The following is a 14,368-nucleotide window of genomic DNA, read 5'->3' on the forward strand; positions in this document are numbered from 1 at the left end:
AAGGGCCGAGGTCTCCGTCGGCCGGGAATGCAGCGGCTGGCGCTCTTTGCGCCAACTCAGTCGTCTGTCGTGGTCACTCCGCCGGGGGCGGCGTCGTCGCGCTGAAGAACTCGCGGAAGTGCTGTTTCACCGTCACCGCACAGGGGCACTCGCCCGTCGCACCTTGCGACAAGGCCTCGGCCCATTGCGACGCGGGTGGCAGCACGATGCTCTGCACCTCGTTGCCGGCCGTGCGCAAGCGGCCCGCATAGGTCAGCGCCTCGTCACGCATCGCGTCGTCCTGCCCGACCAGCACCAGCGTGGGCGCCAACTGGCCGAGCCGCAACGACGCACCAGGCACCGCATAGGGATGCATCGCATCCTTCGGCTTGCCGAGGTACTTCGCCCATCCGGCCGCCCACTTGCACTGCGGCACGTCGTCCGTCGCCTTGCGCAGCGAGGGCGTGCCGACGCAGGGGTCGAGCATGGGCGACAGCAGGATCTGCCCGGCCAGCGGCGGATGGCCGCGATCCCGCGCGATCAGCGCCACCGCAGCGGCCAGGTTGCCACCCGCTTCCTCGCCCGCGAGGAACACGCGCGCACCCTTGCCGCCCAGCTTGGTGCGGTTCTTGTAGAGCCACTCGAGCACATCGAAGCCCACTTCGATAGCGCCGGGGAACGGGCTCTGCGTCGCCAGCGGATAGGCAAAGGAGACGACCACCGCGCCGGTGTCGGCCAAGAGCCGCGCCACCATGCGCCCGTCGTCCAGGTCGCCGCAGACGAAAGTGCCGCCGTGGAAATGCAGGATCAGCGGTGCGCCGGCCACGCCGGAGCGCTCGCCGTAGATGCGCACCTTGACCGGGTCGCGCCGAGGCAGGTCGATCTTCATGTCGCACTCGGTCACGCCCGGCACTTCGGTGCTTTCAGCGGGAGTGGTCGGGCGGGGTGACATGGGCTTGCCTTTGAAGGGTCAATACGAAACTGCGATGGTTTGAATATTAGGCGCTGGCGGCCCCTTGAAATCAACGCCAAACCTCTCACTCTGTTTCCGTCCGACGAACAATCGCGGGTTTTCTTGCGTGTGAGAATCCCGCTCCCCCGGCCGACTGGCCTGGGCTTCAGGAGCTGACCCCATGGACCCCATTCACGCGATGCGCGCCTTCGTCCGCGTCGTCGAAGCCGGCAATTTCACCCGCGCCGCCGATTCGCTGGACCTGCCCAAGGGCACGGTCACCAAGCAGATCCAGGCGCTGGAGGAGCGCGTGCAGGCCAAGCTGCTGAACCGCACCACGCGCCGCGTCACGGTCACGCCCGACGGCGCCGCCTACTACGAGCGCGCCGCCCGCCTGCTCAACGACTTCGACGACCTGGAGTCGAGCATGACCAATGCGCAGGCCAGCCCCAAGGGCCGGCTGCGGGTGGACGTGGGCTCCTCCACCGCCAAGCTCATCATCATCCCGGCGCTGCAGACCTTCTGCGACCAGTACCCCGACATCCAGGTCGACCTGGGCGTGACCGACCGTCCAGTGGACCTGATCGGCGAGAACGTCGACTGCGTGATCCGCGCCGGTGACCTGCAAGACCAGTCGCTGGTGGCGCGGCGCATCGGCACGATGCCCTTCGTCACTGTCGCCTCGCCGGCCTACATCGCGCGCTACGGCATGCCGAAGCACCCGAGCGAGCTGGAGAAGCGGCACCATGTCGTCGGCTTCTTCGCGTCGAACTCGCGGCGCAACTACCCGCACGAGTTCAACAAGGGCGACGAGCGCATCGAGCTGTCGGTGACGTACCGCGTGTCGGTGAACGAGAGCAATGCGCACCTGGCCTCGGTGCTGGCGGGCTTCGGCATCTCGCAGTGCGTGAGCTTCCAGGCAGCGCCGCACATCGAGAAGGGCGAGCTGGTCGAGGTGATGCCGGACTGGACGCGCGACCCGCTGCCGGTGCATGTGGTGTATCCGCCGAACCGGCACCTGAGTCCGAAGGTGCGGGCCTTTGTCGATTGGGCCGCGGAGTTGTTTGCGAAGCATCCCAACTTGCAGCGGACTTGAAGGGCCGGGGGCCGCGGTGCTCAGTCGCCGAGGAAAGCTTGTACCGCCGCCACGGTTCGCGCAGGATCCTCCTCATGCGGGACGTGGCCGAGGCCATCGAACACCTGCACGCGGCTGCCGGCGATGTCGCGTTCGAAGAGTCGAGCCTGTGCCGGCGGAATCAGCCGGTCCAGCGCACCCCAGAGGATCAATGCGGGCTGCTTGACCTGCGGGATCTGCGCCGAGAAGTCCTCGGTCTGCACCACCTTGAAGCGCTCGACCAAGGCTTGGCGATTGCCTTGGCGCAGCGTGATCTCGTAGTAGCGGTCAATGAGTTCCGGCGTGACCTTGGCCGGATCGCCATACACGTTGCGCACGCTCGACTCGATCATCCCGCGCGGCAGCAGGTTGTGCATCAGCGGCGCCATGAAGGGCAGGCGCGCGAGCCGGAAACCCAGCGGCACCGATTCCGACCGGAACGGGTAGCCCGCGGCATCGACCAGCACCAGCTTGCCGACACGCTGCGGATAGTCCACCGCCGTCTTCCACGCCACCCCGCCGCCGAGCGAGTTGCCGCCGACCACCGCCTGCCGGATGCCGAGCTTGTCCATCACGGCGACCACGAAGCGCGCATAGCGAGGCATCGTGTAGTCGCCGTCGGGCGCGGGGCCGGTCAGGCCGAAGCCGGGCAAGTCCATGCGCACCACGCGGTGCCTGGCCTTCAGCGCATCGGCCCAGCCGTCCCAGGTGTGCAGGCTGGCGGACGTGCCATGCACGAGCACGATGGGCATCGGATCGTCACGCCGGCCTTCGTCTCGCAGGTGGACCTGCATGCCTTCGATCTCCACGAACTGCGAGGGCGGCTGCGCCCAGCGCGGCTTGAGTTCGTCGACCGGACGGTCCGGCGCCCAGGGCGATGCGAGCGCCAAGGCCGGAAGGGCCAGCAACAACAGGATGATCGCGCGAGCGGCTTGGCGGAGATTCATGGGCGTCGGAGCGAATGGCAACCGCGCGAGTATTGCGCGCCCTCGCCCTGCGCCGAAGTCATGCCTGCGACCCGCGACCGGCCCCGGCAATTGCCGGACCATGCGGAGGCGCAAGGCGCCTGGATGATCGGGGACGACTACGACAGCGAACTCCGCTACGACGCCCGTTCCCTGCCGGCGCTTCAAGGCCTGGACAACCCTGAACGCGTGATTGAACCGATCGGATCGCTCAAGCGCTCGCCGACGCATGCAACGGGTCGTAGGCCGGCTCGCGCAAGATCTGATGCAACTGGCGCCGGCGAACGCCCATGTTCCCGCCGTCGAACAGCGGGAGCGCGATGGCGTCCTGCAACCAGCCGGCCAGGGGCAGTGCCTGGTCGTAGCTGTCGATGCCGACCACCCGCATCAGGTCGGTGATCACGCGGACCGCCGATTCGGAGCCGAAGATCTTGGACTGGAGTGCGAGCTCGAGTGCCCCCGGCAGTTGCTGGTCCATCGCGTGGCAGGCCTTCCAGCCCAGATACCTGGCTGCCTCGATTGTTGTCTTCGCGTCGGCCAGGGCATAGCCCACCGCCTGGTGTTCGATGATCGGGACCGGTCCGCCGCGATGTTCCGTCATGGCGAACCGGAGCGCGAAATCGAAGGCGGCACGCATCAGCCCCACGCCCATGATGCCGACCAGCGCAGCGGTGCCGGCGAAGCTGCCTTCGATGATCTCCTTGCCTGCGCCCTGCCCGCCCACCAGGTTGGCCTCGTCAACCGTGACGCCGCTCAGTCGGAATCTCGGCACCAGGTGGCCGCGGTGGCCCATGGCATCGAGGTCGCGCACGGTGCTCAGGCCTTGCGCGCCCCGGGGCACGGCAATGACAGAGATGGATCGGTCGGGCGGCGCCTGGGGATCGGTCCTGCAGACCACGCACAGGAGGTCGGCGCCCGCGCCGTCCCACCCCGTGGCGCTGGACACCCATTGCTTCTCGGCGTCGATACACCATCCTCCGTCGACCCGCCTGGCAGTGCTCCGGACCCCGGCGCCGGGCGCCGGCGAGGCGAAATTGGCGCTTCCGCCGGGTTCGCTGTTCGCCAGTGCCGCCAGCGGCGCTCCCTCCCCGCTCAGGAAGGGGGCGATGAACCGCCGCTGCTGTTCCGGGCTGCCGGCGATGAAGATCGGCGCGAGCCCCAGGATATTGGCGAACAGCGTCAACGACACATTGCAGTCCACCGCGTGGAACTCCTCGGCCGCGATGGCCATGTCCAGCAGCCCGGTCCCCTCCCCGCCAAAGGGCATCGGGATCAGGCGCCGCAGAAATCCCTCCCGGATGACCTGCTCGTACATCGGACGCGTCGCGAGAAATCGCTCGCGGGGCGTCGCGAGGTGCCGGATCGCGCCCGGAACCTGCGAGAGCACCTCACGCGCCACGCTGCGCGCGTGGCGTTGCAGTTCGCGTTGAATTGGACTGAAAGTGAAATCGATCGCCATGGCTTGCTCCGGTGATTGCTGATGGCCGGAGTCTGTTGCGCAGGGCTTGTGTTTTCGTGCACGGCGTCTTGTTGAAAGGCGCTCGCTGGCATACAACCCGTGGGTCATGAAGTCCTGGTCCACAGAAGCAGTTCCTGGCCCTGAACAGTTCGATTACTGGCGGGAAGTCGTGTGCGAGGCCTTTGCCGCGCTCGACCCGCGGCCCCTCGAGCCGGGCGTCAACTTCAGCAGCCGGGCGGACCTGAGCGAGATGGGGGCCGTCAACGTCGCTCGCATCCGCTCAGGTGCGCAGACCGTGGTGCGGGGGTTCGCGCAGATCAGGCACGATCCGCAGGACCGCCTGTTCGTCAACCTGCAACTGACGGGCCATGGTTTCGTGCGCCAGGGACATCGGGAGGCCAGGGTCATGCCCGGCTCATTCACGGTTGTCGATATCGCAAGACCGTACACGCTGCATTTCGAGGGGCGCTTCGAGCTCCTGTCGTTCCGGGTCCCACGCCACCTGTTGCTGCCTCGGGTCAGCGATCCGAACGGCCTCATGGCGCGGCCCCTGGGAGGGCCCAGCGGCACAGGATTCGTCGCCGCTTCACTCATGCGCTCGCTCGCGGAGGCCGGCACGGACAGCTTCGCCACGCAAGCGGCGGAGCGAATGTCCGTTCAACTGTGCGAGTTGATCTCGGACGCGGCGCGCGAGCCAGGTGCTGGCCGGGATTTCGGCGCCGAACCGTCGCAGGCCAACCGGCAGGCACTGGTGCGTGTCGTCAAGGCCTACATCCTGGGCGCCCTCGGTTCGCACGATCTCGGCGCCGAAGCGCTGGCAAGACGCTTCAACGTGTCGCCCCGCTACCTGCACAAGGCCTTCGCGCAGGAGCCGTCCAGCCTGGCCGCCTGGATTCGCGAGCAGCGCTTCGAGCGCTGTGCGTCGGACCTGGGCAATCCGCAAGACCGTCGTCCGGTCTCGGCCATCGCCAGCCGCTGGGGCTTCCAGGACATTCCCAACTTCACGAAGTCCTTCGGCATGCGCTATGGGTGCAGCCCCTCGGAATACCGTCGACTTCGGCGCCAATGAAAAAGCCCCGCAATGTGGGGCTTCGACAGGTGCGGGAAGGCAGGCTCAGTGCTGCAGGATCTTGTTGAGGAAATCCTTCGTCCGCGGCTGCCGGTTCTCCGGATGGCTGAAGAACTCGTCCTTCGAGCAGTCTTCCAGGATGCGCCCGCCCACGTCGATGAAGATCACGCGGCTCGCGACCTTGCGCGCAAAGCCCATTTCATGCGTGACCACCATCATGGTCATGCCTTCCTTGGCCAGCGTCACCATCACGTCCAGCACTTCGCCGACCATTTCGGGGTCCAGTGCCGAAGTGGGTTCGTCGAACAGCATCACGATCGGGTCCATGCTCAGCGCACGGGCGATCGCCACGCGCTGCTGCTGGCCACCGGAAAGCTGCCCCGGGAACTTGTCCTTGTGCGCCATCAGGCCCACGCGATCCAGCATCTTCAGGCCGCGCGTCTTGGCTTCGTCCGGGCTGCGGCCCAGCACCTTGATCTGCGCGATCGTCAGGTTCTCCGTCACCGACAGGTGCGGGAACAGTTCGAAGTGCTGGAACACCATGCCGACCTTGGAGCGCAGCTTGGGCAGATTGGTCTTGGGATCGTGCAGCGGAATGCCGTTGACCGTGATCTCGCCCTTCTGGAAGGGCTCCAGCGCGTTCACCGTCTTGATCAGCGTCGACTTGCCCGAGCCCGACGGCCCGCACACCACGACCACGTCGCCCTGCTTGATGCTGACCGAGCAATCGTTCAGCACCTGGACCGGGCCATACCACTTGGATACGTTCTTGATTTCAATCATTTCTCAACTCCGATCATCTGATGATGGCGATCTTCTTGTGCAGGCGCTTGACCAGATAGGACAGCGAATAGCACAACACAAAGTAGACAACGGCTGCCAGCAGGTAGGCCTCGATCGGCCGCCCGAAGTTCTTGCCCGCCGTCTCGAAGCCCTTGAGCAAATCATAGGCACCGATGGCATACACCAGCGAGGTGTCCTGGAACAGGATGATGGTCTGCGTGAGCAGCACCGGCAGCATGTTGCGGAAGGCCTGCGGCAGGATCACCAGCTTCATCTGCTGGCCGTAGGTCATGCCGACGGCCTGCGCCGCATGGACCTGGCCGCGCGGAATCGACTGGATGCCGGCGCGCATGATCTCGCTGAAGTAGGCCGCCTCGAAGGCGATGAAGGTGATCACGGCGGAGATTTCCGACCGGTAGTTCACGCCCACCTTGCCGAACATCGCGTAGAAGGTCGCGGGCATCAGCAGGAAGAACCACAGGATCACCATCACCAGCGGAATGCTGCGCATGCCGTTGACGTACAGCGCCGCGGGCGCGTCCAGCCACTTCTTGCCCGACAGGCGCATCAGCGCGAGCAAGGTGCCGAAGATCACGCCACCGATCGTAGCCACCACCGTCAGCGTCACGCTGAAGTAGAAGCCCTTGAGGACGAAGCTGCTGATGACGTCCCAGTTGTAGAAGCTCAGGTCGAGATTCATCATGTCAGTGTCCCCCTCCGCCGGCGCTCACGATGAAGCCGGGCACGCGGGTCTTGCGTTCGATGTACGACATGATCCGGTTGATGGTCAATGCGGAGAGGATGTAGAGCACCGTCACGGCCAGGTAGACCTCGATGCCGCGCGATGTTTCTTCCTGCACCTGCATCGCATACATGGTCATCTCGGAGATCGACACGGCAAAGGCCACCGACGAGTTCTTGAAGATGTTCATCGTCTCGCTCGTGAGCGGCGGCATGATGATGCGGTAGGCCATCGGCAGGATCACGTAGCGGTAGTACTGCGGCGTGGTGAAGCCCACCGCCATCCCCGCATAGCGCTGGCCCTTGGGCAGCGCCTGGATGCCGGAGCGCACCTGCTCGGCAATCCGCGCCGAGGTGAAGAAGCCCAGCGCCAGCACCACCAGCATGAACGGCGGCACGCCCTTCATGAACGGCACCAGCGCGGGAATCACGTGGTACCAGAGGAAGATCTGCACCAGCAGCGGAATGTTGCGGAACAGCTCGACCCAGGCATTGCCGAATCGAACCAGCCACGGGTTGTCGGGCAGCGTGCGGATGATGCCGATCAGCGAGCCCAGCACGAGGGCCACGATCAAGGCCACCAGGGCGACGGACACCGTCCAGCCCCAGGCACTCAGCATCCACTCCCAGTACGTCGGGTACTTGCCCCCGGGGTCTTCAGTCAGCCAGGCCCAGTTTCCCATCGGGATCTCCTCTCATCATTCGAATATCGGCGAACGCCGTTGTGAAGAAAGACGCCCGCCGAATGGGCGGGCGTCCTGCAAGTCAGCGCCGCACCGGGATCACTTCTTGGCCTGGTAGTCTTCCATCGGCTTGTCGTTCGGATTCGCCCATGCGTCCTTGGTCGCTTGCGACAACGGCAGGTTGATGGTGACGTTTGCCGGGGGGATCGGCTTCAGGAACCACTTGTCCCAGAGCTTGGCCATTTCGCCGCTCTTGATCTGGTTCTTGATGCTGTCGTCCACGGCCTTCTTGAAGGTCGGGTCGTCCTTGCGGATCATGATGGCGATCGGCTCCACGCTCAGCACTTCACCGACGATCGCGAAGTCCTTCGGCGACTTCGACTTGGCGATGTTGGAAGCCAGGATCGAGCCGTCCATCACGAAGGCATCGGCGCGGCCCGATTCGAGCAGCAGGAAGCTGTCCGAGTGGTCCTTGCCATAGAGTTCCTTGAAGTCGATGCCGCCGGCGCGCTCGTTCTTGCGCAGCGTCTGCACCGAGGTCGTGCCGGTGGTGGTGGCGACGGTCTTGCCGTTCAGATCCTTGATCGAGGTGATGCCCGAGTTGGCCTTGACGGCAATGCGCACTTCTTCCACGTACGTGGTGACGGCAAAGGACACGTCCTTGGCGCGCGTGGCGTTGTTGGTGGTGGAACCGCATTCGATGTCGACGGTGCCGTTCTGGACCAGCGGCACGCGGTTCTGCGAGGTCACCGGCTGGTACTTGGTTTCCAGCTTCTTGCCGACGGCCTTTTCCAGGTCCTTGATGATGTTGGCGCAGACGTCGTAGTGGAAGCCGGTGTACTGGCCGTTGCCCAGCGTGAACGACAGGCCCGACGATTCGCGCACGCCTTCGGTGATGACGCCCGAGGCCTTGATCTTGGCCAGCGTTTCTTCCGCGAATGCGCCGCCGGCGGCCAGTGCGGAAATCGCAAGCACCAATATCTGTTTCTTCATGAAGGCTCCTTGGAGGATAAAAAAGTGTGGAAATCGTCCGAAATTTTAAGCATTCACGTTTTCGGGAATACCCGCGCCTGCTTTCGGTGCATTGGGCACCCTCTCGGACTGAAGCAGGACGCGATTGTCACCTAGTGTTAAGCAGACTTTGTGCCCGACGGCTGCGCCGCAGGCGGCACGGGTGTGACCAATCTCACAGGCTGTGTCAGGTGTTCGGGCACCAGCAGCGCGGCCATCTGCTCGCGGGTCATGATGCCCAGCGATTCCGCCACTTCGTCGATGGGACCGCCGGTCTTGAGCGCGGTCTTGGCGATCAGCGCGGCCTTCTCGTAGCCGATGATCGGATTCAGCGCCGTGACCAGCGTGACCGATTCGCGCACCCGCTTCGCCAGGAATTCACGGTTGGGTTCGATGCCTTCCACACAATTCTTTTGCAGCGTGATGCAGGCATTGCTCAGGTGCTGGATGCTCTTGAACAGGCTCCAGCCCATGATCGGCTCGAAGGCGTTGAGCTGCAATTGCCCCGCCTCCGACGCGAGCGTCACGGTGATGTCGTTGCCGATCACCTCGAAGGCGACCTGGTTCATCACTTCCGGGATCACCGGATTCACCTTGCCCGGCATGATCGACGAGCCGGCCTGGCGCGCCGGCAGGCGGATCTCGCCGAAGCCCGCCTGCGGTCCGCTGGAGAGCAGGCGCAGGTCGTTGCAGGTCTTGCTGAGCTTGGTGGCCACGCGCTTCAACACGCCCGACAGTTGCACGAAGGCGCCCGTGTCCTGCGTGGCCTCGATCAGGTTGGCCGCCTGCTTCAGCGGCACCTGGGTCTGCTCGGCGAGGTACTGGCAGGCCAGGTTGGCATAGCCGTGCGGCGCGTTGATGCCGGTGCCGATGGCGGTCGCGCCGAGGTTGATTTCCTCGATCAGCGCGCGGGCCTCGCTCAATCGCTCCTCGTCCTCGCCGATCATGATCCCGTAGGTCAGGAACTCCTGGCCCAGCGTCATCGGCACCGCGTCCTGCAACTGGGTGCGGCCGATCTTCAGGATGTCTCGGAATTCCAGCGCCTTGGCCTCGAAGCTCTTGCGCAGGTCGGCCATGCAGGTCAGCAGCCGGCCGATGGCGAACCACAGCGCCAGCCGCACCGCCGTCGGGTACACGTCGTTGGTGCTCTGCGACGCGTTCACGTGATCGTTGGGATGCAGCGCGTCGTAGTTGGCCTTGCCGTGGCCCATCTTCTCGAGCGCGAGGTTGCAGATGACCTCGTTGGCGTTCATGTTGGTCGAGGTACCGGCGCCGCCCTGGATCACGTCGACCACGAACTCGTCGAGCAGCTTGCCTTCGATCAAGTCCTCGCAGGCGAGGATGATCGCGCCGGCGCGGTCCCGGTCGAGCGCGCCCAGGTGGGCGTTGGCGCGGGCGGCCGCCTTCTTCACATGGGCCAGCGCGCGCACCAGGTCCGGCATCGCCGAGATGCGGGTGCCGGAGATCGCGAAGTTCTCCACCGCGCGGGCCGTGTGCACGCCCCAGTAGGCGGCCGCGGGAATCTGCTTTTCACCCAGGAAATCGTGCTCGGTGCGGAAGGTGGAATCCATGGCTTGACCTCGCGTTGAAGAAGTGCGGCGACTGTAGTTTTGCGAGCCGGCCAGCGCCAATGCCGTATGCGCGCGCCGTCATGCGCGCTTGTCATAGTTTGGTCAGGCGCCGCTGCCGCGTGCGACCGCCACGGGGTTGGCCTTCAGGTAGGCCCACAACGCATCGGCCGCGCTCTTGCCGGCCGGCGCGGCTTCCACGGCGCTGCCCTTTCCCGCGCGACCCGACGTCTTGGCCGCTGGCGGCGCACTGGGCAACTCGCGGTAGGCCTGTATCTCCAGCGTGACATCCAGCCCCTGCACTTCCGGCGGCAGCGCGCTCACCAGTCGGCGCGCCTTCACCTCGCGCCGCACCGCGCTCTCGGGCAGGAAGGCGATGCCATGGCCTTCCAGCGCCATCACCTTGAGGCCTTCGGCCATGTCGGTCTCGTACACCCGATCGAGATGGATCGCGGTCCCCGACTCCTTGAGCAACTGGTCCACCACGCGGCCCAGGTACGCGCCCGGCGCATAGCCCAGGTACGGCAGCGGCCGGCCCGCACGGCCCGGCAGCCGGTAGCGCGGCGATCCATCGGCATCGGGCTTGACCCAGGCCGACACGCGCTCGTTGCCCAGGCTCACCATCTCGTAGCGGTTGGCATCGAGCTGCAGCGGCTGCGAAGGATGCTGGTAGGAGATCAGCAGGTCGCAGCTGCCCTCCACCAGGCGCAGCACCGCGTCATGCACGTTGAGCGCGATGAGCCGGCTCTTGATCGGCCCGAAGCGCTCGCGCAGCATCGTGACCCAGGCCGGGAAGAAGGTGAAGGCCAGCGTGTGCGGCACCGCGAACTCGATGACGTCCTGCGCCGCCGCGGTGTGGCCGCGCAGCATGGCGCGCGTGCTTTGCAGCCCTTGCAGCATTTCGAGCGCCTGGCCGTAAAGCGTCTGGCCTGCGGGGGTCAGGCTGGTGGGATAGGAGGTGCGGTCCACCAGGTCGGTGCCGGCCCAGCCTTCCAGCGCCTGGATGCGCCGCGAAAAAGCCGGCTGCGTCACATGCCGCAATTGCGCGGAGCGGCTGAAGCTGCGCGTCTCCGCCAGACTGACGAAATCTTCCAGCCACTTGGTTTCCATAAGTCGAAGGATTATGTTCTTCCGGCATGGGCTTGGAATCCCTCGCCGAGGCAGGGAAAACGCCAAAACCCCGCGACTTGCGGTGAGGTGCGAGAGGGCTAGGATGCCCAGGCCATGCCAACCAACGAACTGAACGAACTCAACGCCACCGACCTCTCCCGCCGCATCGCGCGCCGCGAGGTGTCCTGTGTCGAAGTCATGCAAGCCTCGCTTGCGCGCATCGACGCCCTCAACCCGCGCTACAACGCGATCGTCTCGCGACGCGATTCCGAAGCCTGCCTCGCCGATGCCCGCGAGCGCGACGCGCAGCTCGCGCGCGGCGAGCGCATGGGCTGGATGCACGGCTTCCCGCTGGCCGTCAAGGACCTCAGCCATGCGATCGGCCTGCCCACCTCGATGGGCTCGCCACTCGCACCCAAGACGCCTGCGCGCACCGACAGCCTGCACGTCGCGCGTGCGCGCGCGGCCGGCGCCGTCATCATCGGCAAGACCAACACGCCGGAGTTCGGCCTCGGCTCACACACTTACAACCAGGTCTTCGGCATCACGCGCAATGCCTGGGACCCGAGCAAGACAGCCGGCGGCAGCAGCGGCGGCGCGGCCGTAGCGCTGGCGCTGGGCATGCTGCCGGTGGCCGATGGCAGCGACATGATGGGTTCGCTGCGCAACCCGGCCGGCTTCAACAACGTGATCGGCATGCGCCCCTCGCGCGGCCGCGTGCCGGGCTCACCCGACGACGACCTGTTCTTCCAGCAACTGGGCATCGAGGGGCCGATGGCCCGCACGGTGGAAGACACGGCGCGCCTGCTCTGCGTGCAGGCCGGCTTCGACACCCGCGTGCCGCTGTCCATGACCGACCCCTTGCCCTCGGCCGACGCGCTCGACCTGGACGGCGACGTGAAGAAGGGCCTGCGCATCGGCTGGCTCGGCAGCATCTGGCCGGACCTGCCCCTCGAAGACGGCGTGCGCGAGCTCTGCGAATCCGCGCTGAAGACCTTCGAGGCGCTCGGCTGCGAGGTCGAGCCCTGCGTGCTGGACGTTCCGCGCGAACAGAACTGGACGGCCTGGCTGCGCCTGCGCCAGCTCATCGTCAGCGGCAAGCTCAGCGCCATGGGTGCCGACCCGGCGTACCGCGCGCTGATCAAGCCCGAGGCACTGTGGGAAATGGAACAGGGCAAGCAGCTCGATGCTGCTTCACTGCACCAGGCCACGGTGTTCCGGTCGAATGTGTACCGGGCCTTCGTGCGGCTCTACGAGCGCTTCGATTTCCTCGTCGCGCCGACCGCCCAGATGTTCCCCTTCGACGCCGAGATGCACTGGCCGCCGAAGGTCGCCGACGTGCCGAGCAAGACGTACCACCACTGGATGGAGATCGTCACGCCCTTCACGCTGGCGGGCGTGCCGTCGCTGAACCTGCGCGCGGGCTTCGGGCCGCAGGGGCTACCGATGGGGCTGCAGTTGGCCGGGCCGATCAATGCCGACCTGGCAGTGCTGCGCTTAGGGCATGCCTACGACAAGGCATGCGCGTGGTCAGGAATGCAGCCCCCTGTCTTGACCCCGGCTCAGAAGGTGTGAAGATTTCGTAGCGAGGGCGCCAGCCGGGAGGCCGGTTCGCGGAGCGGAACCGCACTCCCGTGCGGTGACAACGCAGTTGCGGCGAGGCTGACAACTGCGCGAAGCGCTTGTCATGCCGGAGCCAACACCGCAGACCCGAGATCGGCGTCCGCAGTAGAAAGATTCACACCTTCTTAGACCAGGTAAGTCTCCGCCAGCAACGCCCAGTACGCGGCCCCGATCGGCAGGTTGCCATCGTTGAAGTCGTAGGCCGGGTTGTGCACCATGCACGCCCCGTGTTCCTTGTCGCGACCATTGCCGATCAGAAGGTAGGAACCGGGCCGCTTCTCCAGCATGAAGGCGAAGTCCTCGCTGCCGGTGACGGCCGGGCCTTGCGGCTCCACATGCGCGTCGCCCACCAGCGCGCGACCGATGCCGCGGGCGAACTCGGTTTCATCCGGTGTGTTGACCAGCACCGCATAGCCCTTGCGATAGTCGATCTCCGCGCGCACGCCGAAGCTCTCCGCCTGGGCGATCACGATGGCCTTGAGCCGCTGCTCGAGCATCACGCGCATCTCGCGCGTCAGCGCCCGCACGCTGATCTCCATCGTCACGGTCTGCGGGATCACGTTGTTGGCCTTGCCGCCGTGGATGGCGCCCACGGTGACGATCCCCATCTCCTGCGGATCGGCATTGCGCGAGACGATGGTCTGCAGCGCCATGATGATGCTGGCCGCCGCCACCACCGGGTCCTTGGCGAAATGCGGCAGCGCACCGTGGCCGCCCACGCCGTGCAGCGTGACGGTCGCGTAGTCGGATGACGCCATCGCCGAACCTTCGCGGAACACCAGGTCGCCCTGGCGCCGGCCCGGCATGTTGTGCATGGCGTAGATCGAATCGCAGGGGTACTTGTCGAACAGGCCCTCGTCGATCATGCGCACCGCGCCGCCCATGCCTTCTTCCGCCGGCTGGAAGATCAGGTTGAGGGTGCCGGAGAAGTCGCCCTCCTGTGCGAGGTACTTGGCCGCGCCGAGCAGCATGGCCGTGTGGCCGTCATGGCCGCACGCATGCATGATGCCGGGGCGCTTGCTGCTGTAGGCGAGGCCGGTCTTTTCCTCGATGGGCAGCGCATCCATGTCGGCGCGGATGCCCACGCTGCGCGTGCCGTTGCCGCGCTTGATCTGGCCCACCAGGCCGGTGCCGCCGATGTTGCGTTCGACCTTGTAGCCCCACCGGTTGAGCCGCTCCGCGACGAGTGCGCTGGTGGCATGTTCCTCGAATCCGAGCTCCGGGTTCTCATGGATGGTCTGGCGCACCGTGATGAACTCGGCGGCGTGTTCGCGCATGTACTTCAGGTAGTGGTCGGGTGTCTTGGGCATG

At 65.9% G+C, this 14,368-nt stretch carries 13 protein-coding genes; 3 read left to right on the forward strand and 10 right to left on the reverse strand.

What is annotated here, in order from left to right:
- Positions 1–73 precede the first annotated feature (73 nt).
- Positions 74–931 (reverse strand): alpha/beta hydrolase, encoded by an 858-nt coding sequence (locus WKW79_RS08910; RefSeq protein WP_340334780.1) that lies wholly within the window; start codon positions 929–931, stop codon positions 74–76.
- 181 nt (positions 932–1,112) lie between these two features.
- Here WKW79_RS08910 and WKW79_RS08915 point away from each other — a divergent pair, with 181 nt between their 5' ends.
- Complete coding sequence (locus WKW79_RS08915) at positions 1,113–2,027, forward strand: LysR family transcriptional regulator (protein WP_340334781.1); 915 nt, start codon at positions 1,113–1,115, stop codon at positions 2,025–2,027.
- A gap of 20 nt (positions 2,028–2,047) precedes the next feature.
- Here the strand turns inward: WKW79_RS08915 and WKW79_RS08920 are convergent, their stop codons facing one another.
- Both WKW79_RS08920 and WKW79_RS08925 read right to left on the reverse strand, forming a co-directional pair.
- The gene (locus WKW79_RS08920; RefSeq protein ID WP_340334782.1) at positions 2,048–2,992 is read right to left on the reverse strand and encodes an alpha/beta fold hydrolase; all 945 of its coding nucleotides are present in this window, start codon (positions 2,990–2,992) and stop codon (positions 2,048–2,050) included.
- A gap of 229 nt (positions 2,993–3,221) precedes the next feature.
- Entirely contained in the window at positions 3,222–4,469 is a 1,248-nt protein-coding gene (locus tag WKW79_RS08925; RefSeq protein WP_340334783.1) for an acyl-CoA dehydrogenase family protein, read from the reverse strand.
- A gap of 106 nt (positions 4,470–4,575) precedes the next feature.
- Here WKW79_RS08925 and WKW79_RS08930 point away from each other — a divergent pair, with 106 nt between their 5' ends.
- A complete protein-coding gene (locus WKW79_RS08930) occupies positions 4,576–5,538 on the forward strand; it encodes an AraC-like ligand-binding domain-containing protein (RefSeq protein WP_340334784.1) in 963 nt (320 codons plus the stop codon).
- 45 nt (positions 5,539–5,583) lie between these two features.
- Here WKW79_RS08930 and WKW79_RS08935 read toward each other — a convergent pair whose 3' ends face one another.
- The 6 genes from WKW79_RS08935 to WKW79_RS08960 form a co-directional block, all read right to left on the reverse strand.
- Positions 5,584–6,321: an amino acid ABC transporter ATP-binding protein gene (locus tag WKW79_RS08935; protein WP_340334785.1), complete on the reverse strand. Its 738-nt coding sequence runs from the start codon at positions 6,319–6,321 to the stop codon at positions 5,584–5,586.
- A 13-nt stretch (positions 6,322–6,334) separates the two neighbouring features.
- A complete protein-coding gene (locus WKW79_RS08940) occupies positions 6,335–7,024 on the reverse strand; it encodes an amino acid ABC transporter permease (RefSeq protein WP_340334786.1) in 690 nt (229 codons plus the stop codon).
- A 1-nt stretch (position 7,025) separates the two neighbouring features.
- The gene (locus WKW79_RS08945) at positions 7,026–7,745 is read right to left on the reverse strand and encodes an amino acid ABC transporter permease (protein WP_340334787.1); all 720 of its coding nucleotides are present in this window, start codon (positions 7,743–7,745) and stop codon (positions 7,026–7,028) included.
- Positions 7,746–7,844: 99 nt separating this feature from the next.
- Positions 7,845–8,738 carry a transporter substrate-binding domain-containing protein gene (locus tag WKW79_RS08950; RefSeq protein ID WP_340334788.1) on the reverse strand — a complete coding sequence of 298 codons (894 nt, stop codon included), beginning with the start codon at positions 8,736–8,738 and terminating at the stop codon, positions 7,845–7,847.
- Positions 8,739–8,875: 137 nt separating this feature from the next.
- Entirely contained in the window at positions 8,876–10,327 is a 1,452-nt protein-coding gene (locus WKW79_RS08955; protein ID WP_340334789.1) for an aspartate ammonia-lyase, read from the reverse strand.
- A gap of 102 nt (positions 10,328–10,429) precedes the next feature.
- On the reverse strand, positions 10,430–11,434 hold the full coding sequence (locus WKW79_RS08960) for a LysR substrate-binding domain-containing protein (protein WP_340334790.1): 1,005 nt from the start codon (positions 11,432–11,434) through the stop codon (positions 10,430–10,432).
- Positions 11,435–11,548: 114 nt separating this feature from the next.
- On the opposite strand from WKW79_RS08960, the gene WKW79_RS08965 reads away from it, so the two are divergent.
- The gene (locus tag WKW79_RS08965; RefSeq protein ID WP_340334791.1) at positions 11,549–13,009 is read left to right on the forward strand and encodes an amidase; all 1,461 of its coding nucleotides are present in this window, start codon (positions 11,549–11,551) and stop codon (positions 13,007–13,009) included.
- Positions 13,010–13,182: 173 nt separating this feature from the next.
- Here the strand turns inward: WKW79_RS08965 and WKW79_RS08970 are convergent, their stop codons facing one another.
- Positions 13,183–14,367, reverse strand: a complete 1,185-nt coding sequence (locus tag WKW79_RS08970; protein WP_340334792.1) for a M20 aminoacylase family protein — start codon at positions 14,365–14,367, stop codon at positions 13,183–13,185.
- Position 14,368 lies beyond the last annotated feature (1 nt).

Source organism: Variovorax robiniae (genome assembly GCF_037889955.1).
GTDB classification, from domain to species: Bacteria; Pseudomonadota; Gammaproteobacteria; order Burkholderiales; family Burkholderiaceae_C; genus Variovorax; species Variovorax robiniae.

Coding starts and splice junctions, on each gene's coding strand:
- WKW79_RS08960 (WP_340334790.1), bottom strand. CDS start 11,434: ATGGAAACCAAGTGGCTGGAAGATTTCGTCAGTCTGGCGGAGACGCGC.
- WKW79_RS08940 (WP_340334786.1), bottom strand. CDS start 7,024: ATGATGAATCTCGACCTGAGCTTCTACAACTGGGACGTCATCAGCAGC.
- WKW79_RS08915 (WP_340334781.1), top strand. CDS start 1,113: ATGGACCCCATTCACGCGATGCGCGCCTTCGTCCGCGTCGTCGAAGCC.
- WKW79_RS08965 (WP_340334791.1), top strand. CDS start 11,549: ATGCCAACCAACGAACTGAACGAACTCAACGCCACCGACCTCTCCCGC.
- WKW79_RS08930 (WP_340334784.1), top strand. CDS start 4,576: ATGAAGTCCTGGTCCACAGAAGCAGTTCCTGGCCCTGAACAGTTCGAT.
- WKW79_RS08955 (WP_340334789.1), bottom strand. CDS start 10,327: ATGGATTCCACCTTCCGCACCGAGCACGATTTCCTGGGTGAAAAGCAG.
- WKW79_RS08970 (WP_340334792.1), bottom strand. CDS start 14,367: ATGCCCAAGACACCCGACCACTACCTGAAGTACATGCGCGAACACGCC.
- WKW79_RS08945 (WP_340334787.1), bottom strand. CDS start 7,745: ATGGGAAACTGGGCCTGGCTGACTGAAGACCCCGGGGGCAAGTACCCG.
- WKW79_RS08935 (WP_340334785.1), bottom strand. CDS start 6,321: ATGATTGAAATCAAGAACGTATCCAAGTGGTATGGCCCGGTCCAGGTG.
- WKW79_RS08925 (WP_340334783.1), bottom strand. CDS start 4,469: ATGGCGATCGATTTCACTTTCAGTCCAATTCAACGCGAACTGCAACGC.
- WKW79_RS08950 (WP_340334788.1), bottom strand. CDS start 8,738: ATGAAGAAACAGATATTGGTGCTTGCGATTTCCGCACTGGCCGCCGGC.
- WKW79_RS08920 (WP_340334782.1), bottom strand. CDS start 2,992: ATGAATCTCCGCCAAGCCGCTCGCGCGATCATCCTGTTGTTGCTGGCC.
- WKW79_RS08910 (WP_340334780.1), bottom strand. CDS start 931: ATGTCACCCCGCCCGACCACTCCCGCTGAAAGCACCGAAGTGCCGGGC.